Below are 18,179 nucleotides of genomic sequence, written 5' to 3' on the forward strand. Positions count from 1 at the left end.
TTCCGTTGTTAGCGATGCTTCAGTGAGGTGAGAGCCAGCAGTTCGCGCACCAGGCGCAGATAACGAGCGAGCGGCACCGGTGAAGGGCGCGCCCTGGCAGTAGCGCAAATCAGATAATCCACCGCGTCCTCAACGGCGATAACCTTTTTGCTGATAGGGTGGATATAGGTGGGGTAGGCGATTAGCGCCTGGTAAACCAGCGCATCGAGCGTGAGTACTCGGGTGCGCCTGGGAGAGCTAAAAGCATCGGTTGTCAGCCCCCATCCGGCATAGAAAGGCAAACCGTAGCAAAACACCTTTTTGCCGTGCAGCAGGCCTTCAAAACCACAAAGCGAAGTCATGGTATGGATTTCATTCGCCTGTCGGATGCAGTCGATAATATTCGCCTTTTCGGCGATGACATCCGCCCAGCGCAACGCTTCCCGCGGCGTGATAAGTCCGGGGCGATGACCGTAAGAAACATCCGGATGCGGTTTATAAACGATAAACGCATCAGGACGGACCTGACGCACGGCGCGTAGCAGCGCAAGGTTAGTCGTGATACCTGGCGCGCCGGTTTGCAGAGAAGCATCGTCTTCAACCTGGCCCGGCACCAGAACGACTGATTCTCTTTTTGCGTATTCAGGCAGCCGCCACGGCTCGCCGAAATTGTATTTACACAGGCGCGCCTGGGTAAGACGCAGGCGCAGGCGCTTCGCCCGTTGAGCTTCGCTCTGGTTAAGCTCGCTGTGTTGCAGCAGCGCCTCCAGGTCGCTTGGCCTGGTGGCGTCGTAGTAAATGCCTTGTTTATCCAGCACCAGCGAAAGCGGCGCGTGGAGGTCGCTGCCAAGGCCGACCGAGCGCAGAAAACCATCTTCCATACGCCAGACGGGCAGTCGCCGCGCGCTGGCCGCGCTTTCCCATCGCTGCTCGCCTTTGGTGCCCCAGACCACGCAAGCGGTCGTTTGCGGCCTGGCTTTGGTAAAACTCAGCCCGGAAAAAGGCGTTTTTAAAAAAGGCGTCAGAATCGCCCGTTTCCACAGGGTTAAGCCCGGCGCCCACAGTTCGCCAGCGCGCGTTGCGCAAAACTGGCGCTGACGTTGCAGATAATCAATTACGTCAAACAATGTACCGGGGCGGCCCGTAAGCGGATGGATGTAACGGCTGTAACGTAAGTAGGCGGCTACGAAAAGATGCTCCAGCGGCGCAGGCTGCCGGCGAGCGGCAAGCGTGGCGGCCTGGGGATGGCGGTCATCCGTCAGGCCCCAACCCGCATACCAGGGTTGTCCAAAGCAAACTACAGGCTTACCGGCAAGCAAAGCCTCAAAACCATAGTGCGAAGTCACAACATATACGCGCTGCACATGGCGAAGCAGCGAAAGCGGAGCAACCTCTTCGGCAATAATGCGTACCCGCGGATGCGCCTCGAGACCTGTCAGATAGCCTGTTTTTTTACCGCACAGTACATCCGGATGAATTTTTACCCAGACCTTCGCCTGCGGGTTTTCCGCCAGCGCAGCCTCCAGCATCCGCCTGAAAGAAAGCGCATCGGCGTTGCCGTAGCGTACGGCCATATCGTTGCGAGTCTGATCGACTACCAGCACCGCTTCTTCGCTATTGTCGGCACGAAAGGCAGGCGCGTGGTTATATTTCGAAAGCTGATGCTTAAGGATAAGGCTGATAGCTTGCTTCGCCTCGGCGATGCGCAACTGGTTGCCCGTGTTATCCTGAACTAAGCGCTCAAGCGTGGAAGGACGGCTGGCGTCGTAATAAATTCCCTCTTCATCTACAACCAGCGCAAGCGGCGCTTCACCTGTTACCCCAGGGCGCAGCGAGCGAATAAACCCATCTTCCAGACGAATGACAGGCAGATTGGCAAGGCGACTTTTTTTCACAGCCCGTGCTGTGCCTGGTCGATAACCCCATACCGCAATGGTATGAATGTCTTTGGGTAAGCGCCTGTATAAACAGAGCTTCCGGCACTCCGTAAGAAGGAAACTGTCGAGATGGGGGATACGCCACATCCCCCTTGAGTAAATGCCTGTCGCCATAAACGTATCTGATTACAACGTCAAAATAACTTTAGCGGCAACGGCTAACTGATAAAGAATGGTGGAAATACCGCGAGAAACTTCAAGGTTTTTGGTCTCGTATTTCGGCAGTACCATCAGTTCATCGCCAGGCTGCATCTCATCAACATCATCAGCGTCCAGCGCTGCGCCATTCTGGCGGATCACAATGACTTTGGCATTACCCGACTTCTGCGTCATGCCGCCGCATTTATCGATATAGTCCTGCGGATCCAGCCCTTTCTGCCAGCTAACGGCGTTCGGGAAGAGCACTTCGCCATGCACCATCACCAGTGACGTTTTCTCGGGAATCGTTATCACATCGCCATCTTCCAGCAGTACCTGGTCGAGGTTGCTTTCGTTAAGAACAACTTCGCCTTTGGGCACGACGGTGCGCGCTTTAGCGACAAAGCGGCTGACAAGCTGCGCTTCCTGCATGCGCAGACGCGCCTCTTCCTGGGTGGAAGACTGGGCGGAGAGTGAGGCTTGCTCCAGTTTCTGCAAGGCGAGATCCAGCATCTCTTTCTGCCTTATGGCGACCGATTTACGGTAAAGCTGGATGGCGCCAAGTTGCGACATCGCGTTCGGGCGGATCTTTGCAAGCACCTGACGCATAGAGGCGCCATAAGGCAACACCATGGCATGCTCGCCGGAGTGCGCCCCTTCGATCCTCACCTGAATCGTCCCTGCATACCGGTCTGAGCTTATCACCATTCTGTCACCGTCCTGCAGCGTACGCCCTGCCGCGCTGCTGATCGGGAAATACTCGCTTTGCTTCATCGCGCCTTGCTGGCGAATCAGGGTAACGTGCGTAGCGCCGGGTTTCGGCCGCGCCCATTTCAACGCCTCAGTGACCGGAATGGCGCCATCTTCAAACTCAAAGTCATAGCCGTTAAAGACATCCCCTTCAACGCTGAAAGTATGCTGGCGCGGCCCGACTACAATGGTGTCGCCCTCGGAAAATTGAGAAAGACCAAGGCTGCCGTTGAGCAGGAAATCATACAGGTTGACGTGCGAGCGTACCTTCTGGCCGCGCTTGACGGTGATATCTACATAGCTGCCGCGCTCGCTGTCCACGCCGCCTGCTTTGTTCAGGTACGAAAGCAGGGAATCGGAAGCGACGCCGCCGTACAGCCCCGGGGTGCGAACATAGCCTGTGACAAACACCTTCACCGGCTGCGCCTGCAGGAGCGAAGCGTAGACATTAACGTTCGCCTGATAGACTTCTTTTACCCGGTTAGTCACCAGCGTGTTGAGCTGGCCGTTAGTGATGCCTGCGACCTTCAGCGGCCCGACATTGGGCAGGAAGATATTGCCTTTCGGATCGACGGTCAGCGTGCCGTCGTAAACGAACGCGCCCCACAGACGCACCTGCACGGTGTCGCCAAGGCCAATGATGTAGTTAGGGTTGAAACCGATGCCCGTTCCGCTGTCGGCGCCCGGCGCCGTAAAAAGCTGCGCGCCGAACATACGGCTCAACGGTGCGGGCGCGGCGGGAGCCGGGGTATTATCAAACCCCTCGGCGCTGCTCTGCGTACTGGCGGCGGCCAACAAGGCCGGGAATGGCGCCGCGCCAGTCAGGGCAGGGTCTGCTGTGAGATCGACTGCGTTGACGCTGGTGGCCGTCAGCAGCAGGAAAAGCGTCCCTGTTTTACGTAATTTCATAACTATCTCTGAAAAAAATCAGTTTCTGTGATCGTCCACGATGGACAGTAAAAGCTTGAGGGTGCCGTAAAGCAGGCCGCAGACTAAAAGCCAGCTTGCCAGCAGCCAGGGCACATCCGGAAAGCGAGACTGCTGGGGCAGTTGCGGCGAACTGATAACCGAAAGGCTTTTTAACTTGCGTGCAGCTTCAACGCGGGTTTTTTCAATTGCCGTCAGCGCAAGGCGATAAAGGTCGGTATCAAAGGCGACTTTGGATTTCAGTTCGTCGAAATCCGCCGCCATACGGTTGAGTTTGTCGCCTTCCGGCGCGGTAATGTTGCGCTGCTCTTTTGCAATCTGCGCCTCGACAGACGCAAGCGCGTTTTTAGCGGTAACGACCTGCGGGGCATCTTCACGCAGATAGGTGAGCAGGTTGCGCAGTTCGGTTTCGAGCTTAATTTTCTGCTCGGTCAGATTGTTTACCAGCGTATTGGCCGCCAGCGCCGTCGCCTGCGGGTCCAGCACGTTGTTGCTGTTCTGGTAAGCGAGCAGGGCGCCTTTGCTTCGGTTCAGCCGCTCGCTCGCCCGGGCCAGCTCCTCTTCCGAGAAACGCTGCTGATCGCGCGCGATGCGATGCGAAAGCTCGTTGATAAAGCGCTCCGCCTCTTTTAGCGCCGCCTGGTTGAAGCGCAGGGCGAACTCGGGCGTAAACCCCTGGGTTTGAATGGTCAGCAGGCCATTTTTATTATTAAAATTAATGGTGATGCGGTGGCGGTAGTAATCAAGAAACTCCTCCGCCGTGGCATTACGTGAAAGATGATAGAAAAAATCTAAGCCGCTTTCGCCAAAGGCTTTTTTAAAGTCGAGCTGCTTATCGAGAATTGACAGCATATCCGGCGAATGCAGATATTCTTTCAGATAGAGCGCATCTTCAGAGGAGCTGGGATTCGATGCGCCCATCAGCAAGCCGATATTTAAGCTGGCGTTATCGATATCGCTAGCCCGCTTAATGGCGACTTTGGATTCGCTTAAGTACCGCGGTTGGCTGAAAATAACTAAGTAAAGCAACAGCAAAACCATGGGGATTAAAATAATTACCCGGCCCGTATAGTGTTGCAAAACAGTAAATATTGCCGATAAGCCTTTTTTAAAAAGCCCGGCTAATGAAGCGGTCAGTTTTTTAATGCGCATACGACTGTTGTGACTCGATTGCGGTAATGTCGAGAGGTGCTCTGCTATTAGCACACCAGTAACAATTAATGTGTGCTAACCTGCCAAATTTGGAACACCATCGGCCTTGATGAACGCTACTGGCAGCGCGTTTTAACAACGCCCTGAAGCGGCTATCCCTGTTTTGTTCCTGTTATTCCTGTTATGGCTAAGGCTTATCACGAAGTGGCAATAGCGCGCTTCTGACCCAGCGAGGAAGTAAGTAAAAACTATAATGGCTCGTCTGTTTTTAGTCGAGAGAACAGAACGTACAGAAAGGACAGGTGTATAATATAAATGTATTATTTTAGAAAAATATAAAAAAAGATGTTTAATATGTAGGAAAATAATTGAATGCTGCTTTCTTTAATTGAAATTAAATTCGCTATTTATTAAAAATAAATATCCAGAAGAATTAGAACAGATAAAAAAATGGCCTTCGCAGAGAAGGCCATTGTGATTTATTTCGCGATACGTTTGTACTTAATACGCTTCGGCTCCAGCGCTTCCGCGCCCAGCGTGCGTTTTTTGTACTCTTCGTATTCGGTGAAGTTACCTTCGAAGAACTCCACTTTACCTTCATCCTGGTAGTCCAGAATATGGGTGGCGATACGGTCAAGGAACCAGCGGTCATGCGAGATAACCATCGCGCAGCCCGGAAACTCCAGCAGGGCGTTTTCCAGCGCACGCAAGGTTTCGATATCCAGGTCGTTGGTCGGTTCATCAAGCAGCAGCATGTTGCCGCCCACCTGCAGCAGCTTCGCCAGGTGCAGACGACCACGCTCACCGCCGGAAAGGTCGCCAACGCGTTTACCCTGGTCTACACCTTTGAAGTTAAAGCGACCAACATAAGCGCGGCTTGGCATCTCGGTGTTGCCGATCTTCATGATATCCAGCCCGCCGGAAACCTCTTCCCAGACGGTTTTACTGTTGTCCATTGCGTCACGGAACTGATCAACGGAGGCGAGCTTCACGGTTTCGCCAAGGGTAATGGTACCGCTGTCCGGCTGTTCCTGCCCGGACATCATACGGAACAGTGTGGATTTACCCGCGCCGTTCGGACCGATGATGCCGACAATCGCGCCTTTTGGCACGGAGAAGCTCAGGTCGTCAATCAGCACGCGGTCGCCGTAAGATTTTCGCAGGTTGCTGACTTCAACCACTTTGTCGCCCAGACGCGGTCCCGGCGGAATAAAGAGCTCGTTGGTCTCGTTACGTTTCTGGTATTCGACGTTGTTAAGCTCTTCAAAGCGGGCCAGACGCGCTTTACCTTTAGACTGACGGCCTTTGGCGCCCTGACGCACCCACTCCAGCTCTTTCTCAATGGATTTACGGCGAGCCGCTTCCTGAGACGCTTCCTGCGCCAGACGCTGATCTTTCTGCTCAAGCCAGGAGGAGTAGTTGCCTTCCCACGGAATGCCTTCGCCGCGGTCAAGCTCGAGGATCCAGCCTGCTACGTTGTCGAGGAAGTAGCGGTCGTGGGTGATAGCCACCACGGTGCCTTCGAAATCATGCAGGAAGCGCTCCAGCCAGGCGACGGATTCGGCGTCCAGGTGGTTAGTCGGTTCGTCGAGCAGCAGCATGTCCGGCTTTTCCAGCAGCAGGCGGCAGAGCGCGACGCGGCGGCGTTCGCCACCGGAGAGGTTGGCTATCTTCGCGTCCCAGTCCGGCAGGCGCAGCGCGTCTGCGGCGCGCTCCAGCTGCATGTTCAAATTGTGGCCGTCGTGAGCCTGGATAATCTCTTCCAGTTTGCCTTGCTCGGCGGCGAGCTTGTCGAAATCGGCATCCGGGTCCGCATACAGCGCATAAACTTCATCCAGACGCTTAAGCGCGTTAACCACTTCGGAAACGGCTTCTTCGATAGATTCGCGAACGGTATGTTCGGTATTGAGCTGCGGCTCCTGCGGCAGGTAGCCAATCTTGATGCCAGGCTGCGGACGCGCTTCGCCTTCGATATCTTTATCGATGCCAGCCATAATGCGCAGCAGGGTAGATTTACCGGCGCCGTTTAAGCCCAGCACGCCGATTTTAGCGCCCGGGAAAAAGCTCAGAGAGATATTCTTCAGAATATGTCGCTTCGGCGGAACCACTTTGCCGACGCGATGCATGGTATAAACGAATTGAGCCACGTTGCGACTTCGCCTCTTTTATCGTGATAAAGGTGTTTCCCAACTGCGGAGTGTAGCCTTTTTCCGTCGCTAATCCCAGCCAACAAGGCGTGCGCAAGCGCCCGGCGTGCAGGAGCGTGAGATGGGTAAAAAAGTGTCTGTAACGTGGCGCAACCGCACCACCCTGGTTAGCATGAAGTAATCGCCTTATCAAAGCGGCAAGATGCTGCGATGCCATTTCACTGTGAGGAGTTGTTGTGGGGAAAGCCAAACAGGTTGCCTGGCGGCTGTTAACGGCAGGGATGTGCCTGCTTTCGCTAAGCCAGGCTGCACGCGCTGATTCGCTGGATGAACAGCGCAGCCGTTATGCGCAAATCAAACAAGCATGGGATAACCGACAGATGGACGTGGTGCAGCAGTTGATGCCCACACTGCAAAATTATCCCCTCTATCCTTATTTGCAATATCGCCAGCTCAGCGATGATTTAATGAATCAGCCTTCGCTGACTGTCAGCCAGTTTATTCAGGCTAACCCGACGCTGCCGCCTTCGCGCACGCTGAAATCGCGTTTTGTGAATGAGCTGGCGCGGCGCGAAGACTGGCGTGGGTTGCTTGCCTTCAGCCCTGAGCCGCCGGGCAGCACAGAGGCCCAATGCAACTACTACTATGCGAAATGGAACACGGGCGATGCGCAATCCGCCTGGGAAGGAGCCAAAACCCTCTGGCTGACCGGTAAAAATCTGCCAGATGCCTGCGACCGCCTCTTCTCGGTATGGCGCAGTTCCGGAACACAGGATCCGCTTGCTTATCTGGAGCGTATCCGGCTGGCGATGAAAGCTGGCAATACTCGGCTGGTGAATACGCTGGCAAACCAGCTGCCCGCCGATTACCAGACTGTCTCCAGCGCGCTGGTGAGTCTCGCCAACGATCCCAACAGCGTGATGACTTTCGCCCGCAGCGTCGGCGCTACCGATTTTACGCGCCAGATGGCGGCCGTGGCGTTCGCAAGCGTGGCGCGTCAGGATGCGGAAAACGCGAGACTGATGATCCCTTCGCTTGCGCAGGCGCAACAGCTTAACGAGGATCAAACTCAGGAACTAAAAGAGATTGTGGCGTGGCGCCTGATGGGCAACGACATCACCAGTGAACAGGCGCGCTGGCGCGACGACGTGATTATGCGTTCGCAATCCACTTCGCTTATCGAACGCCGCATTCGTATCGCGCTTGGCGCAGGCGACCGCAACGGGCTAAACACCTGGCTTGCGCGTCTGCCGATGGAGGCGAAAGATAAAGACGAGTGGCGCTACTGGCAGGCGGATCTATTGCTGGAGCGCGGACGTGACGAAGAGGCGAAAACCATCCTGCATGCGCTGATGCAGCAGCGCGGTTTCTACCCGATGGCGGCCGCGCAGCGGCTGAATGAAGATTATCCATTGCGCGTCGATAAAGCGCCTGCGGTTAACGCCGCGCTCTTTCAGGGGCCGGAAATGGCCCGCGTGCGCGAGCTGATGTACTGGAACATGGATAACACGGCGCGCAGCGAATGGGCGAACCTGATTACCAGCCGTCCGAAGCAGGAGCAGGCGGCGCTGGCGCGTTACGCCTTTGATCAGCGCTGGTGGGATCTCAGCGTACAGGCGACCATAGCCGGTAAACTTTGGGATCAACTGGAAGAGCGTTTCCCGCTGGCGTACAAAGATCTGTTCGCCCGCTACGTCAGCGATAAAGCGGTTACGGCAAGCTACGCTATGGCGATAGCGCGCCAGGAGAGCGCCTGGAACCCGAAAGTCCGCTCGCCGGTGGGCGCGTCGGGGCTGATGCAGATCATGCCTGGCACCGCCACCCATACGGTGAAGATGTTTAATATTCCCGGCTATAGCAACGCAGGCCAACTGCTGGACCCGGAAACCAATATCAACATCGGCACCAGCTACCTGCAGTATGTTTATCAGCAGTTCGGTAACAACCGCATTCTGACTTCAGCGGGTTATAACGCGGGTCCCGGGCGGGTGCGCACCTGGCTTGGCAATAGTGCGGCGCGCATTGACGCGGTGGCCTTTGTTGAAAGCATTCCGTTCTCGGAAACGCGCGGCTACGTAAAAAATGTGCTGGCCTACGACGCCTATTATCGCTATTTCATGGGCGATAAACCGGTGCTGATGACCGACGCAGAATGGCAGCGCCGTTACTGATCCTCTCCGCTTTGTGCTATGCTGCCGTACTAGTTAAAGAGTATGGCAGCCTATCATGACCCAGCATTCTACCTATTCCGCGGCGCATGCCGAACAGAGTAACCAGGAGTGGCTTCGCTTCGTCGAGTTGCTGAAACAGTCGTTCGATGAACAACTGCATCTTCCTCTGTTAACGCTTTTACTCACGCCAGATGAACGCGCTGCGCTCGGCACGCGGGTGCGGATTATCGAAGAGTTGCTGCGCGGCGAAATGAGCCAGCGCGAGTTGAAAAACGAGCTCGGGGCGGGCATCGCCACGATTACGCGCGGCTCCAACAGCCTGAAGGCCGCCCCGCCGGAGCTGCGCGCGTGGCTTGAGCAGGAACTGCTGAATCATCAGCGATAAATCGCGTTGTGGAAAGGACTTAACGCGAGGATCACCGCCTGGTGATAAACGCTGCTGCGGGTGAGCTTGCCCCCGGTGAACACGCCGATTGCCCCTTCTTTGCGTCCCACTTCGTCAATGCCGGTCCAGGCAGACATTACCGGTCCCAGGGCTTCGCCCGCCCGCACTTTTTCCAGAATCACCGCAGGCAGCGGCAGCGTGGCGGAACGCGCTTCGCCACGTTGTTGCGCATTTTCAATCACGACCCAGCTGAAGGTGCTGTCGTCGTCGATGCCCGCTTCGATGGCGACCCAGAAATCGGCCTGCGGGCACGCTTGACGGGCATTGATGACGCGCTGACGCGCGCCGGTGCGTGTCTCGTGGCTGCCGAAGGGCTGTTCCGGAACGCCGCTCTCGACGTCCACAGAGGCGATATGGCAGGATGCTTCACCGAAAATCTCGCTAAACGCTCGCAGAATAGCCTGAATTTTGGCTGGGTTAGTGGTGGCGCAGACAACTTCGTACATAATCAACTAACACTCTGACGACTAAATTTCGAAGCAGTATAACGGATAAAAAGCATGTTACAGGTATACCTTGTTCGCCACGGTGAAACGCAGTGGAATGCCGAACGCCGTATTCAGGGGCAGTCTGACAGTCAGCTTACCGATAAAGGCGAGCGCCAGGCGTGGCAAGTGGGAGAGCGGGCAAAAACGCTCGGCATTACCCACATTATCGCAAGCGATCTGGGCCGCACGCGGCGCACCGCTGAAATTATCGCTAAGGCGTGCGGCTGCGATGTGCAACTCGACTCGCGTCTGCGTGAGCTCGATATGGGCGTACTGGAAAGACGCCATATTGAGTCGCTGACTGAAGAAGAAGAGGGCTGGCGCCGGCAGCTTGTCAACGGTACGCCGGATGGACGTATTCCGGATGGCGAGTCGATGCAGGAGATGAGCGAAAGGATGCATGCGGCGCTGAACGCCTGTCTGGATCTGCCGCCGGGAAGCCGTCCGCTGCTGGTCAGTCACGGCATGGCGCTCGGCTGTCTGGTCAGCACCATTCTCGGGCTGCCCGCTTATGCGGAGCGCCGGTTGCGTCTGCGCAACTGTTCAATTTCTCGCGTAGATTATCAGCAAAGCCCGTGGCTGGCTTCCGGTTGGGTGGTGGAAACGGCAGGAGACGTCTCGCATCTGGACGCTCCCGCACTGGATGAGCTTCAGCGTTAACGGCGCAGCGGAATCAGATATTCACAGCGTAAATAGACGGGGCGCTGGTTTGTGCGCGTTTCGCTTGCCGGAAAGTAACGCTCGATATCCAGGCCTTTACGGCGCGTGAGGCCCAGCGCGGGCATGCAGGTGCCGTAAACGGTCAGGATAAATTCCTGCAGCCCGGTGCCTGGCCCTTCGTAAGTAAACTGGACGTAATCGCCCCCTTCAAGCATGACCGGGTGGGCGTTCTGGATGTAGCCGTTTGCCAGTTCCGGTGAAAGCGCGGTGGTGTAAAAAACCTCCTGCTCGTCGTCTTTTTCGTAGCTTGGGCGTGATTCATTCAGGCCGTAAAGTTCCGGCGGCAGCGTCGGGCAATTGGCGAGAAACTGCGTCCAGAACTGCACGCGCATTTCGTGGCGGAAATCGGAAATTTCTTCCAACGAGCAGGTGTAATTTTGCGTTAAGCCCACTAAAGGCGTCTGCGCAAGCGTAACGAATTTATGCTGCGGCGGCGTGAAATCGCCCAGCCGGATAGGCGGACAAATGCCGGAAGCATTCCAGTCCGCGGCGCGGCGGTAAAGCGCGGGGGTCAAAGAAAACTGTTTTTTGAAAGCGCGCGTAAAGGTTTGCTGCGAATCAAAGCGATATTGCAGCGCGATATCCAGGATAGGACGAGCAGTAAGGCGTAAGGCGACAGCGGATTTAGACAGACGACGCGCGCGAATATAAGCGCCAATCGCCTGACCCGTTACCTCTTTAAACATTCGTTGTAAATGCCACTTGGAATAACCCGCTTTGGCCGCCACATTGTCCAAAGAAAGGGGCTGATCCAGATGGCCTTCAAGCCAGGTAAGCAGATCGCGAATGATCACAGCCTGATCCATAGTTAATCCTCATCCTGAATGCGAGTGCCTTCGATATTAAGGTAGCGAATAGTAGCATTTTTTGTTCTTTTAGCATTGCGTGTTTTTTTTAACTGAATGTGCTTACCAGGTCCGCGCCAGCGCACATTTTTTGTAAAAACCTGATATTTAATACTTTTTCTATAAAAAGACGAATAGTCACTCCGATCAATTTTTAAAGATGGTAACAATATGAAATGTAAGGCCTTAATAGCGTCAGTTCTGCTTTTTGCTTTTGCCGGCGGCGTCCATGCCGAGGAAATTGGCTCGGTTGATACGGTTTTCAAGATCTTTGGGCCGGACCATAAAATTGTCGTTGAAGCGTTTGACGATCCGGATGTGAAAAACGTTACCTGCTACCTGAGCCGGGCGAAAACCGGCGGTATCAAAGGCGGGCTCGGGCTGGCGGAAGACACGTCGGATGCCGCTATCTCCTGTCAGCAGGTAGGGCCGATTGAGCTTAGCGAAAAAATCAAATCTGCAAAGGGTAAGGGGATCGTTGTTTTTCAGAAACGCACGTCGCTTATCTTTAAAAAGCTGCAGGTGGTGCGTTTTTATGACGAGAAGCGCAATACGCTTGCCTACCTTGCTTACTCTGACAAAGTCGTGGAAGGCTCGCCGAAGAATGCGCTGAGCGCGGTGCCGATTATGCCGTGGAAATAAAAAAAGGGCGGATTAACCGCCCCTTATTGTTTTGCGCCTGACAGGCTTATTCCTGCAGGTCGCCGCAGAAACGGTAACCTTCGCCATGAATGGTGGCGATGATTTCCGGCGTATCCGGCGTTGATTCGAAATGTTTACGAATGCGGCGAATAGTGACGTCTACAGTGCGGTCATGCGGCTTCAGCTCGCGACCGGTCATTTTCTTCAGCAATTCCGCACGGGACTGGATCTTGCCCGGGTTCTCGCAGAAATGCAGCATAGCGCGGAATTCGCTGCGCGGCAGTTTGTACTGCTCGCCGTTAGGGCTAATCAGCGAACGGCTGTTGATATCCAATTCCCAGCCGTTGAACTTGTAGCTTTCCACGCTGCGACGCTCTTCGCTCACTGTACCCAGATTCATGGTGCGGGAGAGCAGGTTGCGCGCGCGGATAGTCAACTCGCGAGGATTGAAGGGTTTAGTGATGTAATCATCTGCGCCGATCTCAAGGCCCAGAATCTTGTCCACTTCATTGTCGCGGCCCGTCAGGAACATCAGCGCCACGTTCGCTTGCTCGCGCAATTCGCGCGCCAGCAGCAGGCCATTTTTGCCCGGCAGGTTGATATCCATGATGACCAGGTTGATATCATTATCAGAGAGGATTTGGTGCATCTCAGCGCCATCGGTCGCTTCGGATACATCATAGCCTTCTGCTTCGAAAATACTTTTTAACGTGTTGCGTGTTACCAACTCGTCTTCAACGATAAGAATGTGCGGGGTCTGCATGTTTGCTACCTAAAATTGCCAACTAAATCGAAACAGGAAGTACAAAAGTCCCTGACCTGCCTGGTACATGTCCCGAATTAACATGTCCGGCCTAATGTGACTAAAGTACGTAATTGCGTTCTTGATGCACTTTCCATCAACGTCAACAACATCATTAGCTTGGTCGTGGGTACTTTCCCTCTGGACCCGACGGTGTCAAAAACGGCTGACATCCTAACCACTTTAACAGCAACATAACAGGTTGAGACGCTGCCGACACCAAATAAAACTACGCTTCGTTGACATATATCAAATTCAATTGTAGCACGTTAACAGTTCAATGAAATCATCGTAGCGTATTCCTGACTTTAATTACATTCTCTTAATATCTCAGGCCGTTGCGCCAAATAATTAATAAACAATTCGCGATCTAATAAAATTGCCGTATTGCATTGATTTTATCTATAATAAACAAAAGGATAACATAAAAATGCCGGGTTTATACGCCGCGTTTTTTTGAATGAAGTATCAAAACTATTTATGATTAATAAGGCACCGATTCGCCCGTTTATGTTGATCTAATGTAAATTTGCGCTGCGTATTATGTGACCTGTGCTGTCTTTCTGACCTGTTAACCTGACATTGAGAAAGCTTATGCGTTTGCCTGTAATCCTGGTCTCTCCCGCCAGGGCTGAAAATATTGGCGCGGCCGCCCGCGCGATGAAAACCATGGGGTTTACCGAGTTGCGCATCGTCGCAAGCGAAGCGCACCGGGAGCCAGCAGCCCGTATAGTTGCGCACGGAGCGGGAGATATCATTGATAATATTAAAGAATTTGAAACGCTTGAGCAGGCGCTGGCCGATGTGGATTTTACCGTCGCCACCACGGCCCGCAGCCGGGCCCGGTTTCATTACTATGCCACCCCGCACACGCTTTTGCCTGTTTTAGCGGAAAAAGCGCAGTGGATGAATACGCTGGCGCTGGTGTTTGGTCGCGAAGATTCGGGGCTAACCAATGAAGAACTGGCGCTGGCGGATATGCTCACCGGCGTGCCGATGGTCGCGGATTACCCGTCGCTGAATCTGGGCCAGGCGGTGATGGTCTACTGTTATCAGTTAACCTCGTTAATGCAAACGGCGTCGGTTAAAGCGCAACACGCCGACAATCATCAGCTGCAGGCTTTGCGCCAGCGAATGAACGATCTGCTTACGCGTCTTGAAGTGGCGGATGATGTAAAAATGGCCGACTGGGTTCAGCAGCGTCTTGGGCTGCTTGAGCAACGCGACACCGCCATGTTGCACAGATTGCTGCATGATATTGAAAAAAAGCTCGCCGGATAAAACGCCTTATAAGTTTTCCATATTGGTTTTATATGCTGGATAAGCGTAGCCAATGACAACGGAACAGGATGAAAGGAGACGGTAAGGCAGCGCAACGGCGGATATTTACGACCGGTGCGTAAATGAAATATTCATTGACTTGCCGCAGCCAATACTTTAACCAATAGAGCACTAACACAAGAAAGTCCTGATTAAGAGCACACAACATCCATGATTCGCATCAGCCTGATTACCACAATTATTACCACCACCATTACCACAGGTAACGGTGCGGGCTGACGCGTACAGGAAATACTGAAAAAAGCCCGCACCTGAACAGTGCGGGCTTTTTTTTCGACCAAAAATCAAGAGGATCCACCATGCGAGTGTTGAAATTTGGCGGTACATCAGTGGCGAACGCGCAGCGGTTTCTGCGCGTTGCCGATATTCTGGAAAGTAATGCCAGACAGGGGCAGGTGGCGACCGTGCTCTCTGCCCCGGCGAAAATTACTAACCATCTGGTGGCGATGATTGAAAAAACCATTAGCGGCCAGGATGCACTGCCGAACATCAACGACGCTGAACATATTTTTGCCGATCTGCTTAACGGCCTTGCCGAAGCGCAGCCTGGGTTTCCGCTGGCTCGTCTGAAGGCGGTGGTCGACCAGGAATTCGCTCAAATCAAACACGTTTTGCACGGCATCAGCCTGTTGGGGCAGTGCCCGGACAGTATCAACGCCGCGCTTATCTGCCGGGGCGAAAAGCTTTCCATCGCTATTATGGCGGGGTTGCTGGAAGCGCGAGGCCATAAAGTTTCGGTTATCGACCCGGTCGAAAAACTGCTCGCCGTGGGGCATTACCTTGAATCTACCGTCGATATTGGCGAATCAACCCGCCGCATCGCCGCCAGTAAAATCCCGGCGGATCATATGATCCTGATGGCGGGCTTTACTGCTGGCAATGACAAAGGGGAACTGGTCGTGCTGGGCCGTAACGGCTCTGATTACTCCGCCGCCGTGCTGGCCGCTTGCCTGCGCGCCGACTGTTGTGAAATCTGGACCGACGTGGATGGCGTTTATACCTGCGACCCGCGTCAGGTGCCGGACGCCAGGCTGCTGAAATCCATGTCTTATCAGGAGGCGATGGAGCTCTCTTACTTCGGCGCCAAAGTGCTTCACCCCCGCACCATTTCCCCCATCGCCCAGTTCCAGATCCCTTGCCTGATTAAAAACACCGGTAACCCGCAAGCGCCAGGTACGCTGATTGGCGCGACCAGCGACGAAGATGGCCTGCCGGTAAAAGGCATCAGCAACCTGAATAACATGGCGATGTTTAACGTCTCCGGCCCAGGCATGAAAGGCATGCCCGGCATGGCGGCGCGCGTATTCGCCGCGATGTCCAGCGCGGGCATTTCCGTCGTGCTCATTACCCAATCTTCTTCGGAATACAGCATCAGCTTCTGCGTACCGCAAAGCGATAGCGTGCGGGCGCGTAAGGCGCTGGAAGAGGAGTTTTATCTGGAGCTGAAAGAGGGGCTGCTGGAGCCGCTTTCCATCATGGAGCGTCTGGCGATTATTTCTGCTGTAGGCGACGGCATGCGCACGCTGCGTGGCATTTCCGCGAAGTTCTTCGCCGCCCTCGCTCGCGCTAATATTAATATCGTCGCGATTGCCCAGGGCTCCTCCGAGCGCTCTATTTCTGTCGTGGTTAATAACGACGACGCCACCACCGGCGTGCGCGTAACGCACCAGATGCTCTTTAATACCGACCAGGTGATTGAAGTCTTTGTTATCGGCGTTGGCGGCGTGGGCGGCGCGCTGCTGGAACAGGTGAAACGTCAGCAGGCCTGGCTTAAGCAGAAGCATATTGACCTGCGAGTCTGCGGCGTAGCCAACTCAAAAGCGCTGCTTACCAACGTGCATGGTCTCGATCTGGAAAACTGGCGTGCGGAACTGGCGGAAGCGAAAGAGCCGTTTAATCTGGGCCGCCTGATTCGCCTGGTGAAAGAGTATCATCTGCTGAACCCGGTGATTGTCGACTGTACTTCCAACCAGACGGTTGCCGACCAGTACGCTGATTTCCTTCGCGAAGGGTTTCATGTCGTCACGCCGAACAAAAAAGCGAATACCTCTTCGATGGCGTATTACCATCAGTTGCGCCACGCGGCGGCAAAATCGCGCCGTAAGTTCCTTTACGACACTAACGTCGGCGCCGGGTTGCCTGTCATTGAAAACCTGCAAAACCTGCTCAACGCGGGCGATGAATTGCAGCGCTTCTCCGGCATCCTGTCGGGTTCGCTCTCTTTCATTTTCGGCAAGCTGGATGAAGGCATGAGCCTGTCGGAGGCGACCGGCATTGCACGTGAAATGGGTTACACCGAACCGGACCCGCGTGACGATCTCTCTGGCATGGATGTGGCGCGCAAGCTGCTTATCCTGGCGCGAGAAACGGGACGCCACCTTGAGCTTTCCGATATTGTGGTGGAGTCGGTGTTGCCGCAAAGCTTCGATGCTTCCGGCGACGTGGCAAGCTTTATGGCGCGCCTGGCGCAACTGGATGACGAGTTTTCCGCTCGCGTGGCGCAGGCCCGTGACGAAGGCAAAGTGTTGCGTTATGTCGGCAATATTGAAGAAGACGGCGTCTGCCGCGTGAAGATTGCCGCCGTGGACGGCAACGATCCGCTCTATAAAGTGAAAAACGGCGAGAACGCGCTGGCCTTTTACAGCCGTTATTATCAGCCGTTGCCGCTGGTGCTGCGCGGCTATGGCGCAGGGAATGACGTGACGGCGGCGGGCGTATTCGCTGACCTGCTGCGTACGCTCTCATGGAAGTTAGGAGTCTAATATGGTTAAAGTTTATGCCCCCGCTTCCAGCGCGAACATGAGCGTCGGCTTTGACGTGCTGGGCGCGGCGGTGACGCCGGTGGATGGCGCGCTGCTTGGCGATTACGTTACGGTAGAAGCGGCAGATCGCTTCAGCGTGCAAAACCTTGGCCGCTTCGCCGATAAGCTGCCAACGGAGCCCCGGGAAAATATCGTCTGGCAGTGCTGGGAGCGTTTCTGTCAGGAACTTGGCAAAACGGTGCCGGTTACGATGACGCTTGAGAAAAATATGCCTATCGGTTCCGGGCTTGGCTCCAGCGCCTGTTCTGTGGTCGCGGCGCTGGTGGCGATGAACGAATATTGCGGCAAGCCGCTTAGCGACTCGCGGTTATTGCTGCTGATGGGCGAGCTGGAAGGGCGTATTTCCGGCAGTGTGCATTACGACAACGTCGCGCCTTGTTTTCTTGGCGGCATGCAGCTGATGATTGAGGAAAACGGCATTATCAGCCAGTCCGTGCCAGGCTTTGAGGAGTGGTTATGGGTGCTGGCTTATCCGGGAATTAAGGTTTCCACCGCCGAAGCGCGGGCCATTCTTCCGGCGCAGTATCGCCGCCAGGACTGCATCGCTCACGGCCGTCATCTGGCGGGCTTCATTCACGCCTGTCATACGCGTCAGCCTGCGCTTGCCGCGAAACTGATGCAGGACGTTATCGCCGAGCCGTATCGCACTAAGTTGCTGCCAGGCTTTGGCGAGGCGCGCCAGGCGGCGATGGAGACTGGCGCGCTGGCGTGCGGCATCTCCGGATCCGGACCCACGCTTTTCGCCGTCTGCGATAAACCGGAAACCGCGCAGCGCGTGGCGGAGTGGCTGGGCCAACACTATCTGCAAAATCAGGAAGGCTTTGTACATATTTGCCGTCTCGACACGGCGGGCGCACGAGTACTGGGATAAAA

General features: G+C 54.9%; 16 protein-coding genes and 1 other annotated feature. Of the genes, 9 read left to right on the forward strand and 7 right to left on the reverse strand.

All coding sequences use genetic code 11. The features are described 5' to 3' along the window. Positions 1-8 precede the first annotated feature (8 nt). The 4 genes from MT962_RS13475 to ettA form a co-directional block, all read right to left on the reverse strand. The gene (locus tag MT962_RS13475; RefSeq protein ID WP_247365854.1) at positions 9-2,030 is read right to left on the reverse strand and encodes a capsular polysaccharide biosynthesis protein; all 2,022 of its coding nucleotides are present in this window, start codon (positions 2,028-2,030) and stop codon (positions 9-11) included. Between the two features lie 12 nt (positions 2,031-2,042). Then, the gene (locus MT962_RS13480) at positions 2,043-3,713 is read right to left on the reverse strand and encodes a polysaccharide biosynthesis/export family protein (RefSeq protein ID WP_024556397.1); all 1,671 of its coding nucleotides are present in this window, start codon (positions 3,711-3,713) and stop codon (positions 2,043-2,045) included. Between the two features lie 18 nt (positions 3,714-3,731). Then, positions 3,732-4,772, reverse strand: a complete 1,041-nt coding sequence (locus MT962_RS13485; protein ID WP_247365928.1) for a capsule biosynthesis protein — start codon at positions 4,770-4,772, stop codon at positions 3,732-3,734. A 590-nt stretch (positions 4,773-5,362) separates the two neighbouring features. After that, positions 5,363-7,030 (reverse strand): energy-dependent translational throttle protein EttA, encoded by a 1,668-nt coding sequence (ettA, locus tag MT962_RS13490; protein ID WP_247365855.1) that lies wholly within the window; start codon positions 7,028-7,030, stop codon positions 5,363-5,365. A 236-nt stretch (positions 7,031-7,266) separates the two neighbouring features. Between ettA and sltY the strand changes: the two genes are divergently transcribed. After that, a complete protein-coding gene (sltY, locus tag MT962_RS13495; protein ID WP_247365856.1) occupies positions 7,267-9,201 on the forward strand; it encodes a murein transglycosylase in 1,935 nt (644 codons plus the stop codon). A gap of 55 nt (positions 9,202-9,256) precedes the next feature. Beyond that, positions 9,257-9,586, forward strand: a complete 330-nt coding sequence (gene trpR / locus MT962_RS13500; RefSeq protein ID WP_024556393.1) for a trp operon repressor — start codon at positions 9,257-9,259, stop codon at positions 9,584-9,586. Here trpR and yjjX read toward each other — a convergent pair. Then, on the reverse strand, positions 9,577-10,092 hold the full coding sequence (gene yjjX / locus MT962_RS13505; RefSeq protein ID WP_024556392.1) for an inosine/xanthosine triphosphatase: 516 nt from the start codon (positions 10,090-10,092) through the stop codon (positions 9,577-9,579). The genes trpR and yjjX overlap by 10 nt on opposite strands. Before the next feature lie 54 nt (positions 10,093-10,146). Between yjjX and gpmB the strand changes: the two genes are divergently transcribed. Beyond that, the gene (gene gpmB / locus MT962_RS13510; protein WP_024556391.1) at positions 10,147-10,794 is read left to right on the forward strand and encodes a 2,3-diphosphoglycerate-dependent phosphoglycerate mutase GpmB; all 648 of its coding nucleotides are present in this window, start codon (positions 10,147-10,149) and stop codon (positions 10,792-10,794) included. Here the strand turns inward: gpmB and robA are convergent. After that, positions 10,791-11,660: an MDR efflux pump AcrAB transcriptional activator RobA gene (gene robA, locus MT962_RS13515; RefSeq protein ID WP_247365858.1), complete on the reverse strand. Its 870-nt coding sequence runs from the start codon at positions 11,658-11,660 to the stop codon at positions 10,791-10,793. The genes gpmB and robA overlap by 4 nt on opposite strands. A 210-nt stretch (positions 11,661-11,870) precedes the next feature. Between robA and creA the strand changes: the two genes are divergently transcribed. Further along, entirely contained in the window at positions 11,871-12,341 is a 471-nt protein-coding gene (gene creA / locus MT962_RS13520; protein WP_024556389.1) for a protein CreA, read from the forward strand. A 46-nt stretch (positions 12,342-12,387) separates the two neighbouring features. On the opposite strand, the gene arcA is transcribed toward creA, so the two are convergent. Next, positions 12,388-13,104, reverse strand: coding sequence for a two-component system response regulator ArcA (arcA, locus tag MT962_RS13525; protein ID WP_024551224.1), 717 nt, complete (start codon positions 13,102-13,104; stop codon positions 12,388-12,390). A 96-nt stretch (positions 13,105-13,200) separates the two neighbouring features. On the opposite strand from arcA, the gene yjjY reads away from it, so the two are divergent. From yjjY to thrB, 5 genes are all read left to right on the forward strand, one after another. Then, the gene (gene yjjY / locus MT962_RS13530; protein WP_049293858.1) at positions 13,201-13,341 is read left to right on the forward strand and encodes a protein YjjY; all 141 of its coding nucleotides are present in this window, start codon (positions 13,201-13,203) and stop codon (positions 13,339-13,341) included. Positions 13,342-13,737: 396 nt separating this feature from the next. Next, complete coding sequence (locus tag MT962_RS13535; protein WP_247365860.1) at positions 13,738-14,424, forward strand: tRNA/rRNA methyltransferase; 687 nt, start codon at positions 13,738-13,740, stop codon at positions 14,422-14,424. 210 nt (positions 14,425-14,634) lie between these two features. Beyond that, positions 14,635-14,703, forward strand: coding sequence for a thr operon leader peptide (gene thrL / locus MT962_RS13540; RefSeq protein WP_071788444.1), 69 nt, complete (start codon positions 14,635-14,637; stop codon positions 14,701-14,703). Next, positions 14,642-14,759: a sequence feature (Thr leader region), on the forward strand. Its footprint overlaps the gene before it by 62 nt. 24 nt (positions 14,760-14,783) lie before the next feature. After that, the gene (gene thrA / locus MT962_RS13545; protein WP_188724004.1) at positions 14,784-17,246 is read left to right on the forward strand and encodes a bifunctional aspartate kinase/homoserine dehydrogenase I; all 2,463 of its coding nucleotides are present in this window, start codon (positions 14,784-14,786) and stop codon (positions 17,244-17,246) included. 1 nt (position 17,247) lies between these two features. Further along, a complete protein-coding gene (gene thrB / locus MT962_RS13550; RefSeq protein ID WP_024556386.1) occupies positions 17,248-18,177 on the forward strand; it encodes a homoserine kinase in 930 nt (309 codons plus the stop codon). The last annotated feature ends 2 nt before the right edge of the window (positions 18,178-18,179 follow it).

This window comes from Franconibacter sp. IITDAS19 (assembly GCF_023079515.1).
Lineage (GTDB): Bacteria > Pseudomonadota > Gammaproteobacteria > Enterobacterales > Enterobacteriaceae > Franconibacter > Franconibacter pulveris.

Coding starts and splice junctions, on each gene's coding strand:
- MT962_RS13475 (WP_247365854.1), bottom strand. CDS start 2,030: ATGGCGACAGGCATTTACTCAAGGGGGATGTGGCGTATCCCCCATCTC.
- MT962_RS13480 (WP_024556397.1), bottom strand. CDS start 3,713: ATGAAATTACGTAAAACAGGGACGCTTTTCCTGCTGCTGACGGCCACC.
- MT962_RS13485 (WP_247365928.1), bottom strand. CDS start 4,772: ATGGTTTTGCTGTTGCTTTACTTAGTTATTTTCAGCCAACCGCGGTAC.
- trpR (WP_024556393.1), top strand. CDS start 9,257: ATGACCCAGCATTCTACCTATTCCGCGGCGCATGCCGAACAGAGTAAC.
- yjjX (WP_024556392.1), bottom strand. CDS start 10,092: ATGTACGAAGTTGTCTGCGCCACCACTAACCCAGCCAAAATTCAGGCT.
- gpmB (WP_024556391.1), top strand. CDS start 10,147: ATGTTACAGGTATACCTTGTTCGCCACGGTGAAACGCAGTGGAATGCC.
- robA (WP_247365858.1), bottom strand. CDS start 11,660: ATGGATCAGGCTGTGATCATTCGCGATCTGCTTACCTGGCTTGAAGGC.
- creA (WP_024556389.1), top strand. CDS start 11,871: ATGAAATGTAAGGCCTTAATAGCGTCAGTTCTGCTTTTTGCTTTTGCC.
- arcA (WP_024551224.1), bottom strand. CDS start 13,104: ATGCAGACCCCGCACATTCTTATCGTTGAAGACGAGTTGGTAACACGC.
- MT962_RS13535 (WP_247365860.1), top strand. CDS start 13,738: ATGCGTTTGCCTGTAATCCTGGTCTCTCCCGCCAGGGCTGAAAATATT.
- thrA (WP_188724004.1), top strand. CDS start 14,784: ATGCGAGTGTTGAAATTTGGCGGTACATCAGTGGCGAACGCGCAGCGG.
- thrB (WP_024556386.1), top strand. CDS start 17,248: ATGGTTAAAGTTTATGCCCCCGCTTCCAGCGCGAACATGAGCGTCGGC.